General features: G+C 64.7%; 19 protein-coding genes. 11 read left to right on the top strand and 8 right to left on the bottom strand.

Features of this window, described 5'->3' with window-relative positions; translation table 11 throughout:
• Positions 1-2: 2 nt before the first annotated feature.
• The 3 genes from AQZ52_RS11985 (at position 3) to AQZ52_RS11975 (ending at position 3,081) form a co-directional block, all read left to right on the top strand.
• Positions 3-1,487: a phytoene desaturase gene (locus AQZ52_RS11985; protein ID WP_067910929.1), complete on the top strand. Its 1,485-nt coding sequence runs from the start codon at positions 3-5 to the stop codon at positions 1,485-1,487.
• 7 nt (positions 1,488-1,494) lie between these two features.
• Positions 1,495-2,076, top strand: coding sequence for an LOG family protein (locus tag AQZ52_RS11980; protein WP_067910926.1), 582 nt, complete (start codon positions 1,495-1,497; stop codon positions 2,074-2,076).
• A 72-nt stretch (positions 2,077-2,148) separates the two neighbouring features.
• Positions 2,149-3,081 carry a phytoene/squalene synthase family protein gene (locus tag AQZ52_RS11975; protein WP_067912110.1) on the top strand — a complete coding sequence of 311 codons (933 nt, stop codon included), beginning with the start codon at positions 2,149-2,151 and terminating at the stop codon, positions 3,079-3,081.
• Here AQZ52_RS11975 and crtD read toward each other — a convergent pair.
• Both crtD and AQZ52_RS11965 read right to left on the bottom strand, forming a co-directional pair.
• Positions 3,047-4,558, bottom strand: a complete 1,512-nt coding sequence (gene crtD / locus AQZ52_RS11970) for a 1-hydroxycarotenoid 3,4-desaturase CrtD (protein WP_240481613.1) — start codon at positions 4,556-4,558, stop codon at positions 3,047-3,049. The two genes, AQZ52_RS11975 and crtD, sit on opposite strands and share 35 nt — an antisense overlap.
• 4 nt (positions 4,559-4,562) lie before the next feature.
• Entirely contained in the window at positions 4,563-5,321 is a 759-nt protein-coding gene (locus AQZ52_RS11965) for a hypothetical protein (RefSeq protein ID WP_067910923.1), read from the bottom strand.
• A gap of 94 nt (positions 5,322-5,415) precedes the next feature.
• Here AQZ52_RS11965 and AQZ52_RS11960 point away from each other — a divergent pair, with 94 nt between their 5' ends.
• The 4 genes from AQZ52_RS11960 (at position 5,416) to AQZ52_RS11945 (ending at position 9,699) form a co-directional block, all read left to right on the top strand.
• Complete coding sequence (locus AQZ52_RS11960; RefSeq protein ID WP_067910920.1) at positions 5,416-6,795, top strand: cytochrome P450; 1,380 nt, start codon at positions 5,416-5,418, stop codon at positions 6,793-6,795.
• A gap of 4 nt (positions 6,796-6,799) precedes the next feature.
• Positions 6,800-7,930 carry an ATP-grasp domain-containing protein gene (locus AQZ52_RS11955; protein ID WP_067910917.1) on the top strand — a complete coding sequence of 377 codons (1,131 nt, stop codon included), beginning with the start codon at positions 6,800-6,802 and terminating at the stop codon, positions 7,928-7,930.
• Positions 7,931-8,056: 126 nt separating this feature from the next.
• Positions 8,057-8,905: a cytochrome b/b6 domain-containing protein gene (locus AQZ52_RS11950; RefSeq protein WP_082697904.1), complete on the top strand. Its 849-nt coding sequence runs from the start codon at positions 8,057-8,059 to the stop codon at positions 8,903-8,905.
• Positions 8,902-9,699, top strand: a complete 798-nt coding sequence (locus AQZ52_RS11945; protein WP_067910915.1) for a molybdopterin-dependent oxidoreductase — start codon at positions 8,902-8,904, stop codon at positions 9,697-9,699. Before AQZ52_RS11950 ends, AQZ52_RS11945 begins: the two co-directional genes overlap by 4 nt.
• Here AQZ52_RS11945 and AQZ52_RS11940 read toward each other — a convergent pair.
• From AQZ52_RS11940 to pgi, 4 genes are all read right to left on the bottom strand, one after another.
• On the bottom strand, positions 9,696-10,712 hold the full coding sequence (locus AQZ52_RS11940; RefSeq protein ID WP_067910913.1) for an SDR family oxidoreductase: 1,017 nt from the start codon (positions 10,710-10,712) through the stop codon (positions 9,696-9,698). The two genes, AQZ52_RS11945 and AQZ52_RS11940, sit on opposite strands and share 4 nt — an antisense overlap.
• Positions 10,713-10,723: 11 nt before the next feature.
• Positions 10,724-11,446: an SDR family oxidoreductase gene (locus AQZ52_RS11935; RefSeq protein ID WP_067910911.1), complete on the bottom strand. Its 723-nt coding sequence runs from the start codon at positions 11,444-11,446 to the stop codon at positions 10,724-10,726.
• 55 nt (positions 11,447-11,501) lie between these two features.
• Positions 11,502-12,857, bottom strand: coding sequence for a glutathione-disulfide reductase (gene gorA / locus AQZ52_RS11930; protein ID WP_067910908.1), 1,356 nt, complete (start codon positions 12,855-12,857; stop codon positions 11,502-11,504).
• Between the two features lie 91 nt (positions 12,858-12,948).
• Positions 12,949-14,472, bottom strand: a complete 1,524-nt coding sequence (gene pgi / locus AQZ52_RS11925) for a glucose-6-phosphate isomerase (RefSeq protein ID WP_067910905.1) — start codon at positions 14,470-14,472, stop codon at positions 12,949-12,951.
• A 141-nt stretch (positions 14,473-14,613) separates the two neighbouring features.
• Between pgi and lepB the strand changes: the two genes are divergently transcribed.
• From lepB to AQZ52_RS11905, 4 genes are read left to right on the top strand one after another with little or no spacing between them, the layout of a single operon-like run.
• Positions 14,614-15,498, top strand: coding sequence for a signal peptidase I (lepB, locus tag AQZ52_RS11920; protein ID WP_082697903.1), 885 nt, complete (start codon positions 14,614-14,616; stop codon positions 15,496-15,498).
• A gap of 8 nt (positions 15,499-15,506) precedes the next feature.
• The gene (rnc, locus tag AQZ52_RS11915) at positions 15,507-16,172 is read left to right on the top strand and encodes a ribonuclease III (protein ID WP_420806448.1); all 666 of its coding nucleotides are present in this window, start codon (positions 15,507-15,509) and stop codon (positions 16,170-16,172) included.
• A gap of 7 nt (positions 16,173-16,179) precedes the next feature.
• Positions 16,180-17,103 (top strand): GTPase Era, encoded by a 924-nt coding sequence (gene era / locus AQZ52_RS11910; protein WP_067912093.1) that lies wholly within the window; start codon positions 16,180-16,182, stop codon positions 17,101-17,103.
• A gap of 16 nt (positions 17,104-17,119) precedes the next feature.
• Positions 17,120-17,791, top strand: coding sequence for a spermidine synthase (locus tag AQZ52_RS11905; RefSeq protein ID WP_067910901.1), 672 nt, complete (start codon positions 17,120-17,122; stop codon positions 17,789-17,791).
• A 61-nt stretch (positions 17,792-17,852) separates the two neighbouring features.
• Here the strand turns inward: AQZ52_RS11905 and topA are convergent, their stop codons facing one another.
• Both topA and dprA read right to left on the bottom strand, forming a co-directional pair.
• On the bottom strand, positions 17,853-20,438 hold the full coding sequence (gene topA / locus AQZ52_RS11900) for a type I DNA topoisomerase (RefSeq protein WP_240481612.1): 2,586 nt from the start codon (positions 20,436-20,438) through the stop codon (positions 17,853-17,855).
• 271 nt (positions 20,439-20,709) lie between these two features.
• Positions 20,710-21,795, bottom strand: coding sequence for a DNA-processing protein DprA (gene dprA / locus AQZ52_RS11895; RefSeq protein ID WP_240481611.1), 1,086 nt, complete (start codon positions 21,793-21,795; stop codon positions 20,710-20,712).
• Positions 21,796-21,811: the final 16 nt, after the last annotated feature.

The following is a 21,811-nucleotide window of genomic DNA, read 5'->3' as shown; positions in this document are numbered from 1 at the left end:
TCATGAAGAAAGTAGCCGTCATCGGGGCCGGTTTCGGCGGACTGGCGCTGGCGATCCGCCTGCAGTCGGCGGGGATCCAGACCACCGTGATCGAGGCACGCGACAAGCCTGGTGGCCGCGCCTACTACTGGGAACGCGATGGCTTCACCTTTGATGCCGGACCGACCGTTATCACCGATCCGCCGTGCCTCCAGGAGCTGTGGGCGCTTTCGGGGCACGACATCAGCGAAGACGTTGATTTGCTGCCCGTCAAGCCGTTCTATCGCCTGAACTGGCCGGACGGAACGAACTTCGACTATTCGAACGACGAAGCCTCGCTCAATTCCGAGATTGCAAAGCTCAATCCGCGCGATGTGGCGGGCTATGCGGATTTTCTCAAGTACTCCGCCGGGGTGTTCGAGGAAGGCTATCGCAAGCTCGGAACCGTGCCGTTCCTTGACTTTGCCTCGATGATCAAGGCTTCGCCGCCGCTGATCCGGTATCAGGCGTGGCGTTCGGTCTATTCGGTGGTTTCCAGCTACATCCAGAACGAGAAGCTGCGCGAGGCGTTCAGCTTCCACTCGCTTCTCGTCGGCGGCAATCCGATGACGACAAGCTCGGTTTATGCGCTGATCCACAAGCTCGAGAAGGATGGCGGCGTTTGGTGGGCCAAGGGCGGCACCAACCGGCTGATCGCGGGCATGGTGAAGCACTTCGAGCGACTGGGCGGCACCGTGCGGATGGCAGATCCTGTGGTGCACATCCAGTCGCTGGGCGACCGCGTGACCGGCGTGCAGACCAAGAGCGGCTGGCAGGAAAACTTCGATGCTGTCGCCTCCAACGGCGACATTGTCCATTCCTACGCCGACCTGATGCCTGATAACGGCCATGCGCAGCGGCGGGCCAAATCACTGAAGCGCAAGAAGTTCTCGCCCAGCCTTTTCGTCGTCCACTTCGGTGTGGAGGGCACCTGGCCGGGTATCGCGCATCACATGATCCTGTTCGGACCGCGCTACAAGGGCCTGCTTGACGACATCTACAAGCACGGTGTCCTTCCCGAGGACTTCTCGATCTATCTGCACCATCCCTCGGTCAGCGACCCCAGCATGGCGCCGCAGGGCATGAGCACCTTTTATGCGCTCGTGCCGGTCGCCAACATGGGCAAGTTGCCGGTAGACTGGGACGAAGTGGGCCCGATGCTTGAAAAGCGGGTGCTCGACGAGGTGGGTCGCCGCCTGATCCCCGATATCCACAGCCGGATCGTGACGAAGTTCTCCTATACCCCGAAGGACTTCTCGATCGATCTTTCGGCGCACCAAGGCAGCGCCTTCAGCCTCGAGCCGCTGCTCACCCAATCCGCATATTTCCGCGCGCACAACCGTGACGATGCGATCAAGAACCTCTATCTGGTAGGGGCCGGCACCCACCCGGGTGCAGGCATCCCCGGTGTGGTCGGCAGCGCAAAGGCGACGGCAGGCATCATGATCGAGGACCTGCTGGAAAGGTAGTTCGGGCTTGAAACGGCTGGCAGTCTATTGCGGTTCGGCATCGCCAGCGGACCCACGCTATGTCGCGCTGGCGCGTCGGGTCGGGCAGGACCTTGCGGGGCGCGGCATCGGTGTGGTCTATGGCGGCGGCCGTCTTGGCCTGATGGGTGCGCTGGCCGCTGGAGCGCTGGAAGCAGGCGGCGAAGTGATCGGGATTATCCCGCGCGCGCTGGCGGAAGCGGAAGTCGCCAATCCCGATTGCACAAGCCTGACGATCGTCGACACGATGCACCAGCGCAAACAGGCGTTCACCGACCTGTCCGACGGCTTCCTTACCCTGCCCGGCGGGGTCGGCACCATGGACGAGTTGTGGGAAGCCGTGAGCTGGGCTCAACTGGGCTATCACGCCAAACCGGTCGGGCTGCTCAATGCTTTCGGGTTCTACGACAAGCTGCTCGCATTCCAGACCCACATGATCGAGGTAGGGTTCATCCGGCCGGTGCATGGCGGGATCATTCTGGCGGAAGCATCGCTCGACGTGCTGCTCGCGCGGATGGGCGCGCATGTTCCGCACAAGCCGATCATCCAGATGTCCGCGAAGGACTTGTGAGGCGGCGTGACTGATCCTGCCGCAGCGCTGCCCAAGCCTGACCGCGCTGCCCTCGTTGCCCATTCCCGCGCGATGATCGCCAAGGGCTCGAAAAGTTTTGCCGCTGCCTCGCGCCTGTTCGACCGGACTACGCGCGAGCGGGTGTGGCTGCTCTATGCCTGGTGCCGCGCCTGTGACGACATTGCCGACGAGCAGGACCTGGGCGGAGAACTGGGCACTACGCCGGGCGCCGCGGCAGATGAACGGCTCGCGCAGATACGGCGGCTGACCGACCTGGCGATGGCAGGGATGCCGACCGGAAATCCCAGCTTCGACGCATTGGGCGTGGTTGCGTCGGAATGCGGGCTGACACGGGCCATGGCCGAGGACGTGATCGACGGCTTTGCGCTCGACGCAGCGGATTGGACGCCGCGCGGCGAGGCGGACCTGCTGCGCTATTGCTTCCATGTCGCGGGCGCGGTGGGCGTAATGATGGCCGTCGTGATGGGCGTGGCTCCGGACGACACCGACACGCTGGACCGCGCATGCGACCTCGGCCTTGCCTTCCAGCTCGGCAATATCGCGCGCGACGTGGCGGAAGATGATCGCGGCGGGCGCTGCTATCTCCCTGCAGAATGGCTTGCCGAGGCGGACATTCCGCCGGGTGAGCAACTTCGCCCCTGCTACCGCGCGGCTTTGGCTGGGGTGGCGCAGCGGCTAGCAGCATTGGCAGCGGATTACGAGGCGTCAGCGCGCGTTGGCGCGGCGCGACTCGGGTATCGCCAGCGCTGGGCGATCCTGTCGGCCGCGGGAATCTATGGCGCCATCGCGCGCAAGGTGGCCTTGGGCGGCCCGCGTGTTTGGGACAACCGGGTCCATACGTCTCGCAACGAGAAGATCGCGCATGTGCTGCGCGCAGGGCTTCGGGCACTGGTGCGGCCTGCCCCTGCCCCCCATCCGCGGTGGTCGCGCACCAGCCTCAAGGCCCTTGTCAGCGCAGAGGCGGCTGATCGGCACCAAGCATGACCGTTCGCCGGTCACCGGCCAGATCCGCCAGCAGACGCGCGGCGGCAATGCGGCCTGACATGGTGGCCATGGGGATTCCGGGCCCCGGGTGGACACTACCGCCCGCGAGGTAGAGCCCCGGTACCTTCCCCCTCGCTCCGGCACGCGCGAAACTGCCCATCATGCCGTGGTTGGCGCGGCCGTAGAGCGCGCCGCCGCTTGCCGGAAACAGCGCGTGGAAACCGGAGGGGTCCGTAACCACCGGCTCGTCCACGCCCTCCAGCTCCAATCCGCAATCGCGCATCAGGGCGACCCCGCGCCGTGCCAGGTCCGCGATCATCGTATCGGGCAGCGGCCCCTTGTCGCCATCGGCGGGGGCATTGATAAGCGCGAGAAGACGTTCCGGCGCACCGGGCGGGTGATTGCTACCCTCCCCCCGGTCCTGCGCGCACAGATAGACGGTGGGCACTTGCGTGATCCGGCGGTCGCGGAAGATCGCGTCGAACTCGTCGGCATAGTCCGGCCCGAAGAAGACGTTGTGGTGCGCCGGCGTGAAGCCCGAGGTGCGCGCGGCAAGGCACCAGGTGACCGCCGAGAGCGAGCGTTTCAGTGGCGCGGTGGCCGGCACCGGGCGGACTTCGTCAGTAAGCGCGGATATATCACCATTGAACACCACGGCATCGGCAGGGAGGTGTTCGCCACCGGCCAGATCGATACCGGCAACACGGCCGTTCTCGATGACGATGCGCTGCATGTCGGCGCCGAAGCGGAAACGGGCGCCGTGACGCTCGGCAAGCCCGGCGATGGCCTGAGCAACGGCGTGGATGCCGCCGCGCACGAGCCATACGCCCTGCTGTTCGACATGGGCGATCAGCATGAGCGTGGCAGGCGCAGACCAGGGCGAGGCGCCGACATAGGTCGAATAGCGCCCGAACAGCTGGCGCAGGCGCGGATCCCTGAAATGATCGCCGAGCGCGCCCCACAGCGTACGCAGCGGGACAGTGCGCATCAGCGCGGGCAAGCCGAAGGGGCCAAGGCGCGCGACAAGGCCGGGAATCGAGGGGCGTTCGGCGGCGATGAACGAGGAGGCCAGCGTCCTGTAGATATCGGCACTGCGCGCGCAGAAATCGCGGTAGGCTTTGGCTTCGGCGGCGCCGGCAAAGTCTCCGATGGCGTCGACAGAGCGGTCTATGTCCGCAAAGAGATCGAGATTGCCGCCCCGTTGCCAGGCATGGCGCGCGAGCGTTTCGGCCGTGATCAGGCCGAGGTGATCCTCGAGCCGTTCGCCCGCATCGCTGAACAATCCGTCGAAGATCCAGCGCATCGTGAACACGGTGGGGCCGGCATCGATGGCAAGGCCGCCGCTGGTGACACGCCGCATCTTGCCGCCGACGCTGGCGGCGCGTTCAATGACGGTGACATCGAGCCCTTCACGCGCAAGATCGGCGGCAGCGGAAAGGCCGCCCATGCCCGCACCGACCACAACGACCTTGCGCACCCCGTCAGTCCGATGCCGCAGCACGGCGGCGAAGCTGCGGAATCACGCTGATCCCGGCCTTCTGGTCGATGCGGATGCGGTGGTAGATGAGGATGATGAGACCGGTAACGAGCGGGACGGACCACATGGCCGGGTTAAGCGCCAGCGCCGGAAACAGGCGCACCGACCCGAACGCGAGGAATGCGGTGTAGACCGAGATACCTGCGCCAACGAGCGCCTTCACATGCTCCTTCAGCCACATGACCGGCGAGGGATTGTGCGAATACAGGAACAGGAGGTTGGTGATCCCCGTCGCCATGCCGACGACCGAAATCAGCATCATGAGGGGCTGATGGATGCGCGCGCCGTCCCATGCGCAGAAGACGGCGGCGATCATCACCAGAACCTGCAGCGCCACGTTGAGCGGGGTGCGATTGGCGGCGACGTTGCGGCGGTTCTGCACGCAAAGCCAGCCATACCAGGCCAGATTCAGCGTGAGGATCGCATTGTGCAGCATCATCACGCCGAACATGCCGCGCACGAAATCAGCATCGAACCGGCCAACGAGATGGGGGTGTACGGTCATCGGATCGTAGAGGGTGAAGAGGCTCATCGTCAGCGCGAGGCAGCCGGTGATGAGAATCGCCTTGGTGAAAATGCGGCCCCACTTGCGGTGGTTGACGTCGCCCTTGCGCCCGACGACCGGAATCCAGAACGCGATGGCGCCGGTCGCCCCGGCGGCGATATGGGCTGCTACCAGGCAGCGGAACAGCAGCAGTTCCATCGCATCCCCTCCGGTTCATGCTGGTGCGACTATTCCACTGGACATGGCGCGTGTAAACATAAGATGACACTGGGGAACTGTTCGGGATGCCCGCTTGACCAAGACTGCCGCCTATCGTCCGCCGCGCCCGAACTCGCTTGGCGCGATCATGGCGCTGCTACGCGTTGCGCTGCAAGGCGATGGAGACCTCCTCAGCCTGCTGCCGGCAAGTGCCTACCGCTGTGATGTCGGGCCGCTCGGCTATTCCCGCCGCTCGATCCTTATTGTCAACCGGCCGGACGAAGTGCGGCGGGTGCTGTCCGATCCCGAGGGCATCTTTCCCAAGAGCGATCTGATGGTCGATGCGCTCGCCCCGCTGATCGGCGATTCGATCTTCGTGTCTTCAGGCGACGTCTGGCAGCGGCAGCGGCGGATGATCGATCCCGCCTTCACCATGATGCGGGTGAACCGCGCTTTCCCGGCGATGCAGGAGGGCGCCGAGGCCTGCGAAGAGACCCTGGCGGCGCGCGCGGCGGATGGCGCGGCGTTTTCCCTGGACCTCACGATGAGCCACCTGACGGCAGACATCATCTGCCGCACGGTGTTCAGTACCGGGCTGGAGACGGGTGCGGCGCACGATGTGTTCGATGCGTTCACCGTGTTCGAGCACAGCGTGGCCCAAGTCGAGATCCGGCGGCTGATCATGGCACCGGCGTGGACAGCCGTGCCCCAGAAGGATTTCGTGCTGGAGGCCTGCCGGCGCATCCGCGGACATCTCGGCGATCTGCTCGATACCCATCTGGGCCCGCACGGCGAACATTTCGACGATATCGCGGCGGCAGTGATCGCAGCGCGCGATGACTTCACGCGGACGGCCTTCACCCGCGAGGAGCTGATCGACCAGCTTGGCGTGCTGTTCCTCGCGGGGCACGAGACCAGCGCGAGCGCGCTGACCTGGGCGTTCTACCTGCTGGCAATGCAGCCACAGCTGGTCGCGCGGGTTCGGAAGGAAATCCGCGAGGTGGCGGGCGAGGACGGGCCGATCGGCTTCGAGGAGACCAAGCACCTCATCACCGTGCGCAACCTGTTTCGCGAAACCCTGCGGCTCTATCCCCCCATCACCTTCCTGCCGCGCGTCGCGACTGAAGCGACCGTCATCGGCGGGCGCAAGGTGAAGCGCGGGGCACTCGTGATGGTGGCTCCGTGGGTACTGCACCGCCACAAGCGCTTCTGGAAGGATCCCGACGTGTTCGATCCTGACCGCTTCCTGCCGGCGCGAGAAAGTGAACTGAAGCCCGGGGCCTACATTCCCTTCGGACAGGGCCCGCGCGTGTGCGCCGGGGCGGCATTTGCGCTGACCGAGGCGGTGCTGCTGATCGCGCGGCTGTTCCGCCGGTTCGACTTCCATGTCGAGGATGCCGGAGCAGTGCGGCCGGCGGCGCGGCTGACGACACGGCCTGCAAAGCAGATCATGGTGCGGGTCAGCAAGGCGTGACGTCATGACGACCGTTCTGCTCACGCTCGGAAGGCTGCCCAAGGCGCTCGATCTGGCGCGGGGATTCAGCAAGGCGGGGTGCCGCGTGCTGGTGGCCGAACCTTATGGCTGGACCCTGGCGGGGGCTTCCCGGCACGTCGCGCGCGAATTCAAGGTGCCGGCGCCCAGCAAGGGCAAGGCGGCCTATCGAGCGGCATTGGCCGAGATCGTTCGCAGCGAGGGTGTCGACTGGGTCGTGCCGGTCTCGGAAGAGACGATGCATGTCGCCCATCTCGCCGGGATGCTGCCGGAAGGCGTCCGACTGTTTACAATGCTGCCGGACGAGGTGCTCGCGCTGCATGACAAGGCGAGCTTTGTGCGCAAGGCCGCCGCCATGGGGCTGAGAGTGCCCGAGAGCGCGGCGCTGGGCTCGGCCGAAGCGGAAGCGCTGGCGCGGGACGGGCCGGTGGTGGTGAAGCCGGTGTACTCCTGCTCGGGCAATGGCCTTCACATCCTGCGCGACGGGGAACCCCTGCCCCCAGCTGATCCGGCGGCGCCCGCCGTGGTCCAGCGGTTCGTCGAAGGACGTGAGCACAGCACGTGCACCATCGCCCAAAAGGGCCGCGTTGTGGGCACGATGGTCTATCGCGGTGCCGTGATGTCGGGTTCGGTCGCGGTTGCCTTCGAGAGGGTCGAAATGCCGGCCATCGCCGCGTGGGTCGAGCAGTTCGTTGCCCAGACAAGATGGAGTGGGTTTATCTCGTTCGACTTCATTGTCGATGAGAATGGCGTGCCCCATGCCATCGAGTGCAACCCGCGCGCGACGAGCGGGGTTCATTTCTGGGAACCGGAGGACATTGCCCGCGCAGTGCTGGGCTCCGGCAAGAGTGGTCCGGTGCGAGTGCGCCCGTACAGGACCTTGCAGCAGTTCTACGCCTGCCTGACCGAGACTCAGGCCGCGATGCTGCGGCGCAATGGGTTCGTGCACGCGCTCAAGAGCCTCGTTGCCACGCGCGATGTGAGCTGGGACTGGCGTGATCCCTGGCCGTTCCTCAGCATGATCGGAACCTCGTGGCCGATCATCTGGCAATCGATCACCAAAGGCGCGCGGTTTGGCGAGGTGGCGACGGCGGACGTGGGATGGTACCAGAACTGAACCGAATTATTTTGCACACGGCGTAACTCTTGCGCGATTAACAGCGAACTGGTCGATGCGGTGCCTGATCTCCCCCTCCGGGAGATCGCAATCACGGCATGCAATCGGCTTGGCGGGAGCGGGTACATGGCGACACATTTTGCTGACAGCGGCGCGGGCGGCCCAGACGCACAGGCGGACGTAGACGCGTCGCCGCTGATCTACCGCACAAAACTGCCGGTGCGGATCTGGCACTGGATCAATGCGCTGAGCATCTTCGTGATGCTGATGAGCGGGATGATGATCTTCAACGCCCATCCCCGGCTCTATTGGGGACAATACGGTGCGAACCTTGATACGCCGTGGCTGGTGATCGACCATCGCGGCACGAGCGGATACCTCCAGGTCCTCGGCATCGAGATCCCGACCACGGGCGTGCTCGGCTATGCACAGGGAACCGCGAATGCCTTCCCGCCGCTCGTCACGATTCCTTCGACATACAGCCTGGCAGACGCGCGGCAGTGGCACTTCGCATTTGCCTGGGTGCTCCTGATCAGTGCGACACTGTTCATGACATACAACATTGTTTCCGGGCATTTGCGGCATGATCTTGTTCTGAAACGTGAAGAACGAAGCCTTTCGCACTTGTGGCACGATATCAAGGAGCACGCTCGGCTTCGCTTCCCCACCGGCGAAGCGGCGCGGGCTTACAATCCGCTCCAGAAGATCGCCTACCTCGGCGTGCTCTTCGTCCTGATCCCGGTGGTGATCCTGACCGGCTGCACAATGTCCCCCACCCTGAACGCCGCTTTCCCATGGCTGGTTGAACTCTTTGGCGGACGCCCCTCGGCGCGCTCGATCCACTTCCTCTGCGCGACCGGGTTTGCGGGCTTCATCACGGTTCATCTTCTCGCGGTGGTGCTGGCAGGGCCCTTCAACGAGCTGCGCTCGATCATAACCGGCTGGTACCGCCTGCCCAAGGAGCGTTCGAAATGAGCAAGGATCCGAACAGCGGACTGATTCTTCCGGCCGAGCGCCCCACCTCTCTGGTGACGCGGCGCAACGCGCTGATTGGCGGCGCTGGGCTGCTGCTGGCCGGCTGCGATCAGATCAATGCCTCGCCAACCGTGAAGTCGGTGCTGAGCCTTGGCGAGCAGGCGACGCATGGCGCGCAGCGTCTCGTAACGGATCGCAACGCACTGGCGAGGGAGTTCTCCCGGGCCGACATGTCGCCAGTGTTCCGAGAGAATGGCAACCGAAACCCGGGTACACCGGAATATGCCGCGCTGGCCGCAAACAAGTTTGCCGACTGGACACTGGTGGTGGACGGAATGGTGGCGCAACCGCTGCGGATCAGCCTTGCTCAGATGATGGCAGCGCCCCGGCGCACGCAAATCACCCGGCATGACTGCGTGGAAGGCTGGAGTGCCATCGGCGAATGGTCCGGCGTGCCGCTGGGGCTGATCCTCAGGCGAGCCGGCATGTCGGGCAATGCGAAGTACGTTGTGTTCCACTGCGCCGACAGCACCAACGGCGCCCCCTATTACGAGAGCATCGACATGATCGATGCCTTCCACCCACAAACGATCCTGGCGACGCACATGAATGGCGAGCTGCTGACGGTTGGCCACGGCGCGCCACTGCGCCTCAGAGTCGAGCGGCAGCTTGGCTACAAGCAGGCGAAGTACGTCATGCGGGTGGAGGCCGTTGCCTCGCTTGAGGGCATCCACGGCGGCGGCGGTGGATACTGGGAAGACCACCGCGGCTACCAGTGGTTCGCAGGGATCTAAACCTTCACAACCCCCTGCGCGATCAGACTTTTTGCGCAGTCGACAATGGACTCGGCAGGCGCGCGGGTCTTCCAACCCAGGCGCTCGAGCGCGTGTGCGGCGCTGGCGTCGCGCACGTTGCCGAGTTCGCCAACGACCTGCTTGATCACCGGATTGAACCGCGCGCCGAGGCGGACGATCCAGTCCGGAAGGCCGCGTGTCGGCACTCGCCGCGCCTCCAGCGGCATTCTCTCCCGAAGGATGGCGGCAACGTCCTTCATCTTGAGGAAAGGGCCGGAAGCGATGAAGCGTTCGCCATCAAGGCCCGGTTCGACAAGCGCTCGAACATGCAGATCAGCCAAATCACGCACATCGACAATGCCGAATCCGAGATCGGGGCAACCGGGCAAGGCGCCGGATAATAGCTGGTTGATGATCTCGATCGAAGCCGAGAAATCGGGGCTCCAGACCGGTCCAAGTACGGCGGCAGGGTTGATCGAGACGAACTCCATGCCCGATCCTTCCACCGCCATCCAATCCCGCGCTGCGCGTTCAGCGATGGTTTTGGACTTGACGTAGGCGTAGGCATCCTTGCTGTCGACATTAGTCCAATCAGCTTCGGTAAAGTGGTGCGTGCCCTTGCCGTGGCCATAAGCGATCGCCGCGACCGACGAGGTCTGGACAAAACGCGTCACGCCAGCAGCCTTGGCGAAACGCAGGGCGCGCAGGACACCCTCGCGAGCGGGGACGATGAGATCGTCTTCGTGGCGCGGCGGAACGTTCGAGAGCGGCGAGGCGACATGGGCGACATGGCTGCAGCCGGCCAATGCTTCAGCCCAGCCTGCATCCTGCATCAGATCAGCGGCGAAGAATTTCAGCGTCTCGGGCGTGCCGCCCAGCAGCGGGCGCAGTTGCACCTCGCGATTCAGGCTCCGAACGGTGGTATGGACTGTCCAGCCCTCGGCCAGGAGCTTCTGGATAATGAACCCGGCGATATAACCACTGCCACCGGAGACGAGGACGGTCTGACCCATGGAACTTTCCTTTAGAAACGCAGCATGATGGACCGGGCCAGCGCCGGCGAGATAGAGTAGACGGCGCGCAGGAACTTCACCATGCCAACATTGGCTTCATCCTTGCCGCTTTCCATGGCGGCAATGATCTGGCGGGCGCACTCCTCCGGTGCCAACTTGGAGCCTGTTCGGTCGGACGTCATCTGCGTTTCCACGACCGGCGGCAGCGCCTCGAGCACATGAATTCCCGTGCCCTTGAGTTGCGCGCGCAAGGCCAGCGTATAGCTGCGCAGCGCAGCCTTAGAAGCGCAATAGACCGGCGATCCGGCGTTGGGCGCGATAGCGAGGCCCGAGGTCACATTGACGATCATCGCCTCGGGGCGGGCACGCAGCGTGGGGATCAGCGCGGCAATCAGGCGAATCGGGGCATGGAGATTGAGCCAGAGCGTGCGCTCATCATCCTCGACCAGGGGAGACGCAATCCGGAAATCATGCGCCGCGCCCATGCCGGCATTGTTGACAAGCACATCTATGGGCCGGCCTCCCAGTCCCGTGACCACGGCCGCTACACCATCTGGCCCAGCCAGATCGGCAGCGATGACTTCGAAGCCATCGGCCTCTGCGGTCGCGATGCGCTGTGGTGTTCGCCCGGTTACAATGACCTGTGCGCCCTTGCCCCGAAACTGGCGCGCCAGGCGCAAACCGATGCCATCGGTCCCGCCGGTCAACAGGATCGTCTTGCCTTGAAGTTTCACGTGGTATCCCCGTCGTTTCCGGGGAGACTAGCGACAAGGTTGCAATATGCAACTTTTACTTCATCAACACCAGTTCTTCGGCCATCGAGGGGTGGAGCGCAACGGTCGCGTCGAAATCGGCCTTGCTGAGGCCTGCCTTGACCGCAATGGCCGCGGCCTGGAGGATTTCAGGCGCTTCCGGACCGATCATGTGGATGGCAAGAACCCGGTCGGTCGCTGCGTCAACGATCATCTTGTAGAGCCCGCGCTCGGGACGGTGGGCGAAGATGTTCTTCATCGGCCGGAAATCGGACGAGAACACCTTGATCGCGCCATACTTGTTGCGCGCCTCGCCCTCTGTCGGTCCCACGCCTGCAAGCGGCGGCTGCGAGAACACGGCGCTCGGGATGCAACTGTAATCGATCTTCACATGCTTGCCGCCGAACACCCGGTCGGCAAACGCCTGGCCTTCGCGGATCGCGACGGGCGTCAGTTGGACGCGGTCCGTCACGTCACCCACCGCGTAGATGCTGGGGCAACTGGTCTGGGCATGATCGTCGACGAGGATTTCGCCGTTATCGCCGAGATCGACACCCGCCGTTTCGAGGCCGAGCCCGTCGGTCTTGGGCCGGCGGCCGGTGGCCACCAGCACCTGATCGGCCAGCAGCGGATCGGGCTGGCCCTTGAGCCAGACCTCAAGCAGACCATCAGCACGCTTCAACACCTTTTCGAACGGGCAGTTGAAGCGATACTGGATGCCGCGCGCCATGGTGATTTGCAGCAGCCGGTCGCGCAGGGCCTGATCATAGCCCCGCAGAATGGTCTCCGAACGGTTGACAACCGTTACGTGACTACCCAGCGCGTTGAAGATACCGGCAAACTCCATCGCGATATAACCAGCGCCGGCGATCACCACCCGGCGCGGCAGCGAATCAAGGTGAAACACCTCGTTCGAGGTGATGCAGTGTTCGGCGCCCTCGAACTCGGGCATGACCGGCCAGGCGCCTGTCGCGACCAGAATATGCTTCGCAGTGATGTCGCGTCCCGAGGCAAGGCGCACCGAATGGGGTCCGGTAATGACCGCGCGTTCAAGGAAGCGTTCGACCTTGTGCGTTTCAAGCGTCGATGTGTAGGCGGCGTTGAGCCGGTCGACATCCTTGAGCACGGCATCGCGCAAGGTCAGCCAGTCGAAAGACGTTCCTTGCACCGTCCAGCCGTAATTGGCCGCATCCTGCAGTTCCTCGGCAAAATGCGAGCCGTAGACGAGCAGCTTCTTGGGCACACAGCCGCGGATCACGCAAGTGCCACCGACGCGGTACTCCTCCGCAACCGCGACGCGCGCTCCGTGGCTGGCCGCAACGCGACTGGCGCGGACGCCGCCGGAGCCAGCGCCAATGACGAAGAGATCGTAGTCGAATTGGATATCGGTCATGCGCAGGCTCCTGATGCGGGACCCTATATGGCGTTTGCCCCCTGCCCCGCCAATGCCCAATCGCTGCGATTTCGCGTGCTGCTGAGCGGAATCAGCCGTCAATCCCGGCGGCGGACAGCAGGGCCTGCGTGGAAGGATCGAACCTGGCATCCCCCGCCTCGATCGACTTGGCGATGGCCTTGCCGAGTTCCACCCCGAACTGGTCGAACGGATTGATGCCAAGCATCATCGCCGAGACAAAAGTACGGTGCTCATGGAACGCGATCAGGCTGCCCAACGTGGCGGCGCCGAGCTCGTCGCACAGGATCGTGGCCGAGGGGCGGTCGCCGGGGTAGTCGCGCGCCATGTCGCCCTCTCCCGCCTTGCCGGCCATGAGCGCAGCGCCCTGCGCGAAGCAGTTGGCAAGCAGGGTGCGGTGGTGCGCCGGGTCGAAATCGTGGCCCGGGATACTGACGGCGAGGAAGTCGACCGGGATCAGGTGCGTGCCCTGATGGAGCAGCTGGAAGACCGCGTGCTGCGCATCGGTGCCGACGCCGCCCCAGGTGACAGGAGCGCTGGGCCGCGCCAGCGCAGTGCCATCGGCGAGCACGCGCTTGCCGTTCGATTCCATCTCGAGCTGCTGCAGATAGCTGGGAAGGAGCCGCAGGCGTTCGTCGTAGGCAAAGACGGCGCGGCTGCCGCAATGCCGCGCCTGCGTGTAGTAGAGATCGGCGAAAGCAGCGCGGATCACCACGTTCCCGGAAGGCGCGGCTTCGAGGAAATGGCGGTCGATCGCAGCGGCGCCGGCGAGGAACGCGGCAAAGCCATCCCAGCCCAGCGCGAGCGCGATGGGAAAGCCGATCGAGGACCACAGCGAATAGCGCCCGCCCACCGTTTCAGCGAAGGGCAGTACGCGCGTTTCATCGACGCCCCAGGCCACCGCCTTGTCCGGCGCGGCGGTAAGCGCCACGACGCGGCCAAAGGGATCTTCCACTCCGCCTTCACGCAGCCAGTCGAGCGCGCTGACGGCGTTCATAAGGGTTTCGGTGGTGGTGAACGTCTTGGAAGCAACGGCGATCAGCGTGGTGGCAGGATCGCACTGCGCCGTCGCAGCGGCGAGCGCGGCAGCATCGACGTTGGAGACGACATGAACGGTAACCTTGGCATCCTCCCGGGCAAGGGCATCGATCGCGAGCGCTGGACCGAGTGCGGAGCCGCCGATACCAATGTGGATGAGGCTTTTCACCTCACCGAGCAGGCCATCGTGGATCGCCTCGACAAGGAACTGCATACGCTCGTGAAAACGCTCGGCCTCGTCGGCTGCAGCAGGATTGCCGACGCCGCGTTCGGCCGTGTGGGTCGCGGCGCGCCCTTCTGTGTTGTTGATGGGCGCACCGGCAAAAAGCGCCTCACGGCCACCCGCCAGATCGACCGTCTCGGCAATCTGGCTGAGCATGGTCTCAACTTCGGCGGAAAGGTGCGTTTTCGACCAATCGAAGCGAATCGGGCCGCCGGGGAGATCCAGCACTGTCGCATAACGATCGAGGCGCGCGGGATCGGCGAAAAGCTCACCGAGCGTCGGACGCGGCAGGTTTTCGAGCGCGGTCCAGAGCGAAGCAGTGTCGTTGGCAGCCATGGTGTCGTCTCCTGGGGATCGGGCGGGCCTACCCCGCCCGTTCGACCAAGCGCAAGGCATGGTCGACCAGTGAGCCTGCTAAATTCGTCTGCATGGCGTTATCCATGCAGTCTGCGCTTGACGGATGCGAGGCCCCTCCACATGACCGCTGCGATGACCGATATCCCCGAAAACGCTCCGCAGAGCGCGGCAACCGAAGCGCCACCGGTGCAGGACGCACCTGCGAAGCCGGTGGCGAAGAAAAAGGAACGCAAGGAAGACAGCTTCCCGGTGTTCGTGATCAAGCTGGTGCTGATCGTCGCGTTCTTCAGGAGCTTCGTGTTCTCGCCGTTCAACATCCCCTCGGAATCGATGCTGCCGCGGCTGGAGAATGGCGATTACCTGCTTGCGGCGAAGTGGCCCTATGGCTTCTCGTCGTACTCGCTGCCCTTCAGCCTGCCGCTGTTGCCGAGCCGGATCATGGCTGGCCAGCCCAATCGCGGCGACGTGGTGATCTTCAAGGCCCCGCCCGGAAATGATGTCGACTACATCAAGCGCGTGATCGGTCTGCCGGGTGATACGGTGCAGATGATCGGCGGGCAGCTCCACCTCAATGGCACGCCGGTGCCCAAGGTGAAGGTGGATGATTTCGTCATCAAGGTATCGGCCAACACCAGTTGCATCGCGCCGGAGTTCGAGGCGGTGGAGAAGGATGGGACGCCGAGCTGCCATTATCCGCAGTTCCGCGAGACGCTGCCGGGCGGAAAATCCTACAACGTGCTCGATCTGGGCTACCGGCCGCAGGATGATACACCACCGGTGATCGTGCCCGCGGGCCACGTGTTCCTCATGGGCGACAACCGCGACAACTCGATGGACAGCCGCTTTCCGGCGGTCGAGGGCGGCGGGATTGGGCTGGTTCCGCAGGACAACCTGATCGGCCGCGCTACCATCGTGATGTGGTCCACCGACGGCAGTGCCAACTGGTTCCTGCCTTGGACCTGGTTCACCGCGCTTCGCGCAAACCGGATCGGGGGCACGTTCTGAACGCGGCATTGACCGAGGAAACCGCCGGCTTCATCGCCGCGCTGACGGGGAAGGCCCCTGCCCTGCCCGAGTTGTGGCACGAAGCGCTTACCCATGGATCGATGGGTGAAGCGCGCGATTACCAGCGACTGGAGTTTCTAGGCGACCGCGTGCTGGGACTTGCCATCGCAGAATGGCTGCATGAGCAAAGCGCGGCGGCTGAAGGCAAGCTCTCGCAGCGCCTGAACGCGCTGGTGAGCCGCGAGACTTGCGCCGATGTGGCGCGCCGGCTGGGCATCGGACCACACATCCGGCTCGGCAAGCAGGCGCGCGGCGATGGCGCGGGACAAAGCGACAATGTGCTGGGCGATGTGATGGAAGCGCTGATCGGCGCTCTGTTCCTCGAGCGCGGGTTCGATGCGGCGCGCGGCTTCGTGCGCAGCGCCTGGGAACCGGCGATGGCGGGCGGCGCAGGGCAGCGCAAGCATCCCAAGGCCGCGCTGCAGGAATGGGCGGCAGGCAATCGCCGCAAGCCCCCGGTCTACACATTGCTGGAGCGCAGCGGACCGGACCATGCGGCAGTGTTTACGGTGCAGGTCGAAGTGGCTGGTATCGGTGCCGAGCAGGCAACAGGATCAAGTAAGCAGGAAGCCGAACGCGGTGCGGCGGCGGCCTTTATGGCGCGCTATGGATGAGATGAAAATGACAGAACATTGTGGGCTGGTTGCTGTGATCGGCGCGCCCAATGCGGGTAAATCAACGCTGGTCAACGCGCTCGTCGGGCAGAAGGTGGCGATCGTCTCAGCCAAGGCGCAGACGACGCGCGCGCGGCTGATGGGCATCGCGCTGCAGGATCTGCCCGCGACGGGATCTGGGGGCGGCGCGCGGGTGCAACTGATCCTCGCCGATACCCCCGGCTTGTTCGAGCCCAAGCGCCGGCTCGACCGGGCGATGGTGCACGCGGCATGGGAAGGCGCCGACAGCGCGGATGCGATCCTGCTGGTCGTCGACGGGCGCAAGAAGAAGCGCGACTACCTCGAGCCGATCCTCGAAAGCCTGAAGGACCGCAGCGAACGCAAGATCCTCGTGCTCAACAAGGTCGATGCGATTGCGAAGGAGCCGCTGCTCGAAATGGCGGCGGAACTCGCGCCGCAGGGCGGGTTCGACGAGGTGTTCTTCGTCTCGGCACTGACCGGCGACGGGGTGGCGGAGCTCAAGCTGAAACTGGCCGAGCGAATGCCCGAAGGCGCATGGCACTATCCCGAGGACCAGGTTTCGGATGCCAGCGAGCGGCTGCTCGCGGCGGAAATCACGCGCGAACAGCTATACCGCCAGCTGCACGACGAGCTGCCCTATGACAGCGCGGTGCGGCCCGAGAGTTATGCGACGCGGCGCGACGGCTCGATCGAGATCCACCAGCAGATCGTGATCGCCCGGGATAGCCAGAAGGCCATCGTGCTCGGCAAGGGCGGATCTAAACTCAAGGCCATCGGCGAGGCCGCGCGCAAGGAACTGGCCGAGTTGCTCGGCGTGAAAGTTCACTTGTTCCTTCATGTGAAGGTGGAGGAAGGCTGGGCCGAGGCCAAGGAGATCTACGAGGAAATCGGACTGGACTGGGTCAAGTGACGGGACACCTGAAGCCATGATCGCACGCGAACTGCTCGGCACAGCGCAAGTGCCGGGCGGCACTGAGCTGAAGCTCTACCGACACGACCGTGATTTCATGATCGTGATGGGCCACAACGAGCTGATGAGCAGCAGGATGAGCGGATCGGAGATCGCGCTCGCCACCGAGACGATCAAGCGGCTGAAAGGCCGCCCTGCCGCATCCCTGCTCATCGGCGGCTATGGTATGGGCTTTACCTTGCGCGCGGCGCTGGAAGTGCTCGGCCCCGAGGCGGAGCTGGTCGTGGCCGAGCTGGTGCCCGAGATCATCGACTGGGCGCGCGGGCCGATGGTGGAAATCGCTGCCGGCTGCCTTGATGATCCCCGGGTACGGCTGATCATGGGCGACGTGGGCAGCGTGATCGACGGGGCGCAGGGCGACTACGACGCGATCCTGCTCGATGTCGACAACGGGCCGGACGGCGTGGTGCGCGAGGGCAATGGCGCACTGTACAGTTCATCAGGCCTGCGTGCCGCACGGCGGGCGCTGACGCCGGGCGGCGTCCTCACGGTGTGGTCCGCCGGGCCCGACCCGGCGTTCACGCGGCGGCTGGAAAAGAACGGTTTCTCGGTCGATGAAATCCGCGTCGCAGCCCGCAGCAACGGCAAGGGGCCGAAGCACACGATCTGGTTCGCGACGCCGAACTGAACGCAACGTAACACGTTCACTCGAACCCGCTCTCCTGCACGAGAGCGGGTTGGACGCCGCGTTACGTTGCCGATTTCTTGGCCGCAGCCTTTTTCGAAGGGGCCTTCTTCGCGGCAGGCTTCTTGGCCGGAGCCTTGGCGGCCGCCTTTTTTGGCGCAGCTCTCTTCTTCTTGCCCTTGGCAGGGGCAGCCGCGGCGCGCGCGTCAATAAGGGCGATCGCCGCCTCGAGGGTCAACTCCTCCGGCTTCACATCCTTGGGCAAGGTGGCGTTAGTGGTACCGTCGGTGACATAGGCACCATAGCGGCCCGCCAGCAGCTTCATCTCGCCACCCGAAGTCGGATGGGGACCAAAAGTATTAAGCGGCTCGACTGGCGTGCGGTTGCCGCGCGCGCCTGCGCCAGCAGCAGCTTCGGCCAGTTTGACCACGGCGGCGTTCATGCCGGTCTCGAACACTTCAGACGTCGACTTAAGCCGACCATACTTCCCATCATGCGCGAGATATGGTCCATAACGCCCTATACTTGCAGTGATAGGCTTGCCCGTTTCCGGATGCGTGCCGATCTCGCGCGGAAGCGAGAGGAGCTTCAAGGCCCATTCGAAATCGAGTTCGGGAATGTCCTTGGGGATCGAGGCGCGCTTGGCCTCCTTGCCCTCGCCCAGCTGGATATAGGGCCCGAAGCGGCCGGTGCGGCGGGTGACGTCCTCGCCAGTGACCGGGTCCTTGCCGAGGCTGGTATCGTCGCCCCCTGCCCCCTCGCCCTCGCCGCCGCCTTGGGCGAACTTGCGGGTGAACTTGCATTCGGGATAGTTCGAGCAGGCGACGAACGCGCCGTAGCGACCGCCGCGCAAGCTGAGGCGGCCCGCCTGGCACTTGGGGCAGAGGCGCGGATCGCTGCCATCCTCGCGCTTGGGGAAGAGGTAGTCTCCGAGGAAGGTATCGAGTTCGGCGGTCACCTCGCTCGGCTTCTTCTCCATCACCTCATCGGACTTGGGCTTGAAGTCGCGCCAGAAGGCTTCGAGCACGGCCTTCCAAGCGGCGCGACCACCCGAGACGTCGTCGAGTTCGTCTTCCATGCCGGCAGTGAACTGATACGCAACGTAACGGTCGAAGAAGCGCTCGAGAAACGCGGTCAGCAGGCGGCCGCTCTCCTCCGCGAAAAAGCGGTTCTTCTCGGTGCGGACGTAGTTGCGATCCTTCAGCACCTGCAGCGTCGCGGCGTAAGTCGATGGTCGGCCTATGCCGAGTTCCTCGAGCCGCTTGACGAGGCTTGCTTCCGAATAGCGCGGTGGTGGCTGGGTGAAATGCTGTGTGGCATCGACGCCGCGCTTGGCCGGTGTATCGCCGGTGTTCATGACCGGAAGCAGACTGGTCTCATCGTCACCATCGTCAGCACCATCGGCCTTGTGATCGCGCCCTTCTTCGTAGACCGCAAGAAAACCGGGGAACTTCACGACCTGGCCGGTGGCGCGCAGTTCGTGCTTGCCGGTGCCTTCGCGCAAGGTGACCGTGGTTCGCTCGATCAGCGCCGAGGCCATCTGGCTGGCCATCGCGCGCTTGTAGATGAGGTCGTAGAGCCGGGCCTCATCGCCGTTACCGTAACGGTCGTGACTGAAATCGGTCGGGCGGATCGCCTCGTGCGCTTCCTGGGCGTTCTTGGCCTTGGTTTCGTAGATACGCGGCTTTTCGGGAAGATAGTGGCCGGAATACCGCGAACTGATGGCGACGCGCGCGGCTTGAATCGCGCTGGAATCCATCTGCACGCCGTCGGTACGCATGTAGGTGATCGCGCCGGCTTCATACAGCGTCTGCGCGACGCGCATGGTGTGGCTTGCGGAAAAGCCGAGCTTACGCGCAGCTTCCTGTTGCAGCGTGGAGGTGGTGAACGGCGGATAGGGATTGCGGCGAGTGGGACGGGTGTCAACCTCCTCCACGCGGAATGTCGCGGCCTCAACTGTGGACTTTGCGCGCTGGGCAATGCCTTCGTTACCTAACGAAAGCCGCTCCAGCTTCTCCCCGTCGAAGCGGACGAGACGAGCCTTGAACGGCGTTCCGCCCTGCTCCAGCGTGGCGACGACCGACCAGTACTCCTGGGCCTTGAACGTTTCGATCTCGCGCTCGCGCTCGACAATGAGGCGCAGCGCCACCGACTGGACGCGGCCCGCCGATTTGGCGCCGGGTAACTTGCGCCAGAGCACGGGGGAAAGCGTAAAGCCAAACAGGTAATCAAGCGCGCGGCGGGCGAGATAGGCGTCGATCAGATCCTGGTCGAGCTCGCGCGGGTGCTTCATGGCCTCGGTGACGGTCGCCTTGGTGATCGCGTTGAAGGTGACGCGTGCGACATCCTTGGGCAGGGCCTTGCGCTTGGCGAGCAGCTCGCGAACGTGCCACGAGATCGCCTCGCCCTCGCGGTCGGGGTCGGTCGCGAGGATCAGGCGATCGGCGGCCTTGGCGGAATCGACGATCGCCTTCACCCGAGCTGCCTTGTCGCCATAGAGTTCCCAGTCCATCGCGAAGTCCTCGTCCGGGCGCACGGAGCCGTCCTTCACCGGCAGATCGCGGACGTGGCCATAGGACGCGAGAACCTTGAAGCCGGGACCGAGATACTTCTCGATGGTCTTGGCCTTGGCCGGGGATTCGACGATCATGAGGGTCTTTGGGACTATCTGCATGGGTTCGGACGGACTTTCCTAGGCCTTACACGTACGCGCGAGGGTGGCGATCGTTTGGCCCTCACGTCAAGGTCCCGCCTTCTGGGCAGGTTTTCAGGAAAGTCCAGCCCGGAGCCGCCACATTCACTTGAGGGCGTTGATCTGCCCGATAAGCACGCCGATGTCGAAACCGGCAACCATGGCCGTGGCTTCCCTGTAATGGCCTGTGGCCATGATCAACGCGGGACAGCGCGAACGCCCGCATGCGTCAGCCGAGCGAGACGCGGCCCCCGGCATGGCGAACGAGCCGGCCTGACAGTTCGAGCTCAATCAGCGCCATCTGTACGGCACCTGCACTGGCACCGCTCTGGCGGATCAATTCGTCGGTCGCGACGGGTGCCGTGCCAAGGAGATGGACGATCTCGGCCGGTGCATCTCCCGCCTCTGCCAAGGGGCTGTATTCCAGCTCGTCCGCTTGAGCCTCAGTCCAGAGCGGCTCTCGCAGATTGTGACGCGTAGGCCCAGCGAAGCGTTCGAGCAATTCAGCAATGTCATCAGCCGACTGAACAAGGATTGCGCCATCGCGGATCAGTTCGTTGCATCCGCGTGAGCGGCTGTCGAGCGGCGAGCCGGGCACGGCCATGACCTCGCGTCCCGCCTCGGCGGCGAGACGCGCGGTGATCAGCGAGCCTGATCGTGGCGCTGCCTCGACCACGACAGTGCCTGCGGCAAGCCCGGCGATGATGCGGTTGCGGAATGGAAAATGGCGCGCGAGCGGTTCGGTCCCGGGCGGCATTTCGGCGATGAGCAGCCCGCGCGCGGCAACCTCTTCCTGCAGTTCGACGTGCTCGGGCGGGTAGGTCACGTCGATCCCGCTGGCGATGACGGCAATGGTGCCGCCGCCCTGCCCCATCGCGGCGAGGGCACCGCGGTGCGCTGCTGCGTCGATCCCGCGGGCAAGGCCCGACACGACGGCGTAGCCGCGTGCGGCCAGCGCAGCGGCGTAGTCCCGGGCAAGGCGGCAGGCTCCGGCCGAGGCATTGCGCGCGCCGACGAGCGCGACGGCCCCCTGCCCTAGAAGCGAAAGATCGCCGCGCCATGTCAACACCGGCGGGGGCGTTTCCAGCGCCGCGAGCAGGCGCGGATAGGTGGGGGAATCATGGAACAGGTATTGTCCGCCAGTTGCCGCGAGGCGCGCCATTTCGGCCTCGATCCGCTCTGCCGGGATTGGCCGGAAAGGCACTCCGCTGCGCCCGGCGATGTCGGGCAGCGCATCCAGCACCGCCACCGCATCGCCGAAGCGGCGCATGAGGTGGAAATAGCTCACCGGCCCGATGCCCGGGGAGCGCAGCACGCGAAGCCTGGCAAAA

The sequence above is a fragment of the Novosphingobium fuchskuhlense genome (assembly GCF_001519075.1).
Taxonomy (GTDB): Bacteria; Pseudomonadota; Alphaproteobacteria; order Sphingomonadales; family Sphingomonadaceae; genus Novosphingobium; species Novosphingobium fuchskuhlense.
The sequence above is the reverse complement of the archived record's forward strand: the minus strand, read 5'-3'. Positions and strand labels throughout refer to the sequence as shown.

Bases quoted from the DNA above. Each gene is read 5' to 3' on its own strand.
- gorA (WP_067910908.1), bottom strand. From the start codon at position 12,857: ATGACCGATATCCAATTCGACTACGATCTCTTCGTCATTGGCGCTGGC.
- AQZ52_RS11940 (WP_067910913.1), bottom strand. From the start codon at position 10,712: ATGGGTCAGACCGTCCTCGTCTCCGGTGGCAGTGGTTATATCGCCGGG.
- AQZ52_RS11955 (WP_067910917.1), top strand. From the start codon at position 6,800: ATGACGACCGTTCTGCTCACGCTCGGAAGGCTGCCCAAGGCGCTCGAT.
- AQZ52_RS11965 (WP_067910923.1), bottom strand. From the start codon at position 5,321: ATGGAACTGCTGCTGTTCCGCTGCCTGGTAGCAGCCCATATCGCCGCC.
- AQZ52_RS11905 (WP_067910901.1), top strand. From the start codon at position 17,120: ATGATCGCACGCGAACTGCTCGGCACAGCGCAAGTGCCGGGCGGCACT.
- pgi (WP_067910905.1), bottom strand. From the start codon at position 14,472: ATGGCTGCCAACGACACTGCTTCGCTCTGGACCGCGCTCGAAAACCTG.
- AQZ52_RS11975 (WP_067912110.1), top strand. From the start codon at position 2,149: ATGATCGCCAAGGGCTCGAAAAGTTTTGCCGCTGCCTCGCGCCTGTTC.
- lepB (WP_082697903.1), top strand. From the start codon at position 14,614: ATGACCGCTGCGATGACCGATATCCCCGAAAACGCTCCGCAGAGCGCG.
- AQZ52_RS11945 (WP_067910915.1), top strand. From the start codon at position 8,902: ATGAGCAAGGATCCGAACAGCGGACTGATTCTTCCGGCCGAGCGCCCC.
- topA (WP_240481612.1), bottom strand. From the start codon at position 20,438: ATGATCGTCGAATCCCCGGCCAAGGCCAAGACCATCGAGAAGTATCTC.
- AQZ52_RS11985 (WP_067910929.1), top strand. From the start codon at position 3: ATGAAGAAAGTAGCCGTCATCGGGGCCGGTTTCGGCGGACTGGCGCTG.
- era (WP_067912093.1), top strand. From the start codon at position 16,180: ATGACAGAACATTGTGGGCTGGTTGCTGTGATCGGCGCGCCCAATGCG.
- AQZ52_RS11950 (WP_082697904.1), top strand. From the start codon at position 8,057: ATGGCGACACATTTTGCTGACAGCGGCGCGGGCGGCCCAGACGCACAG.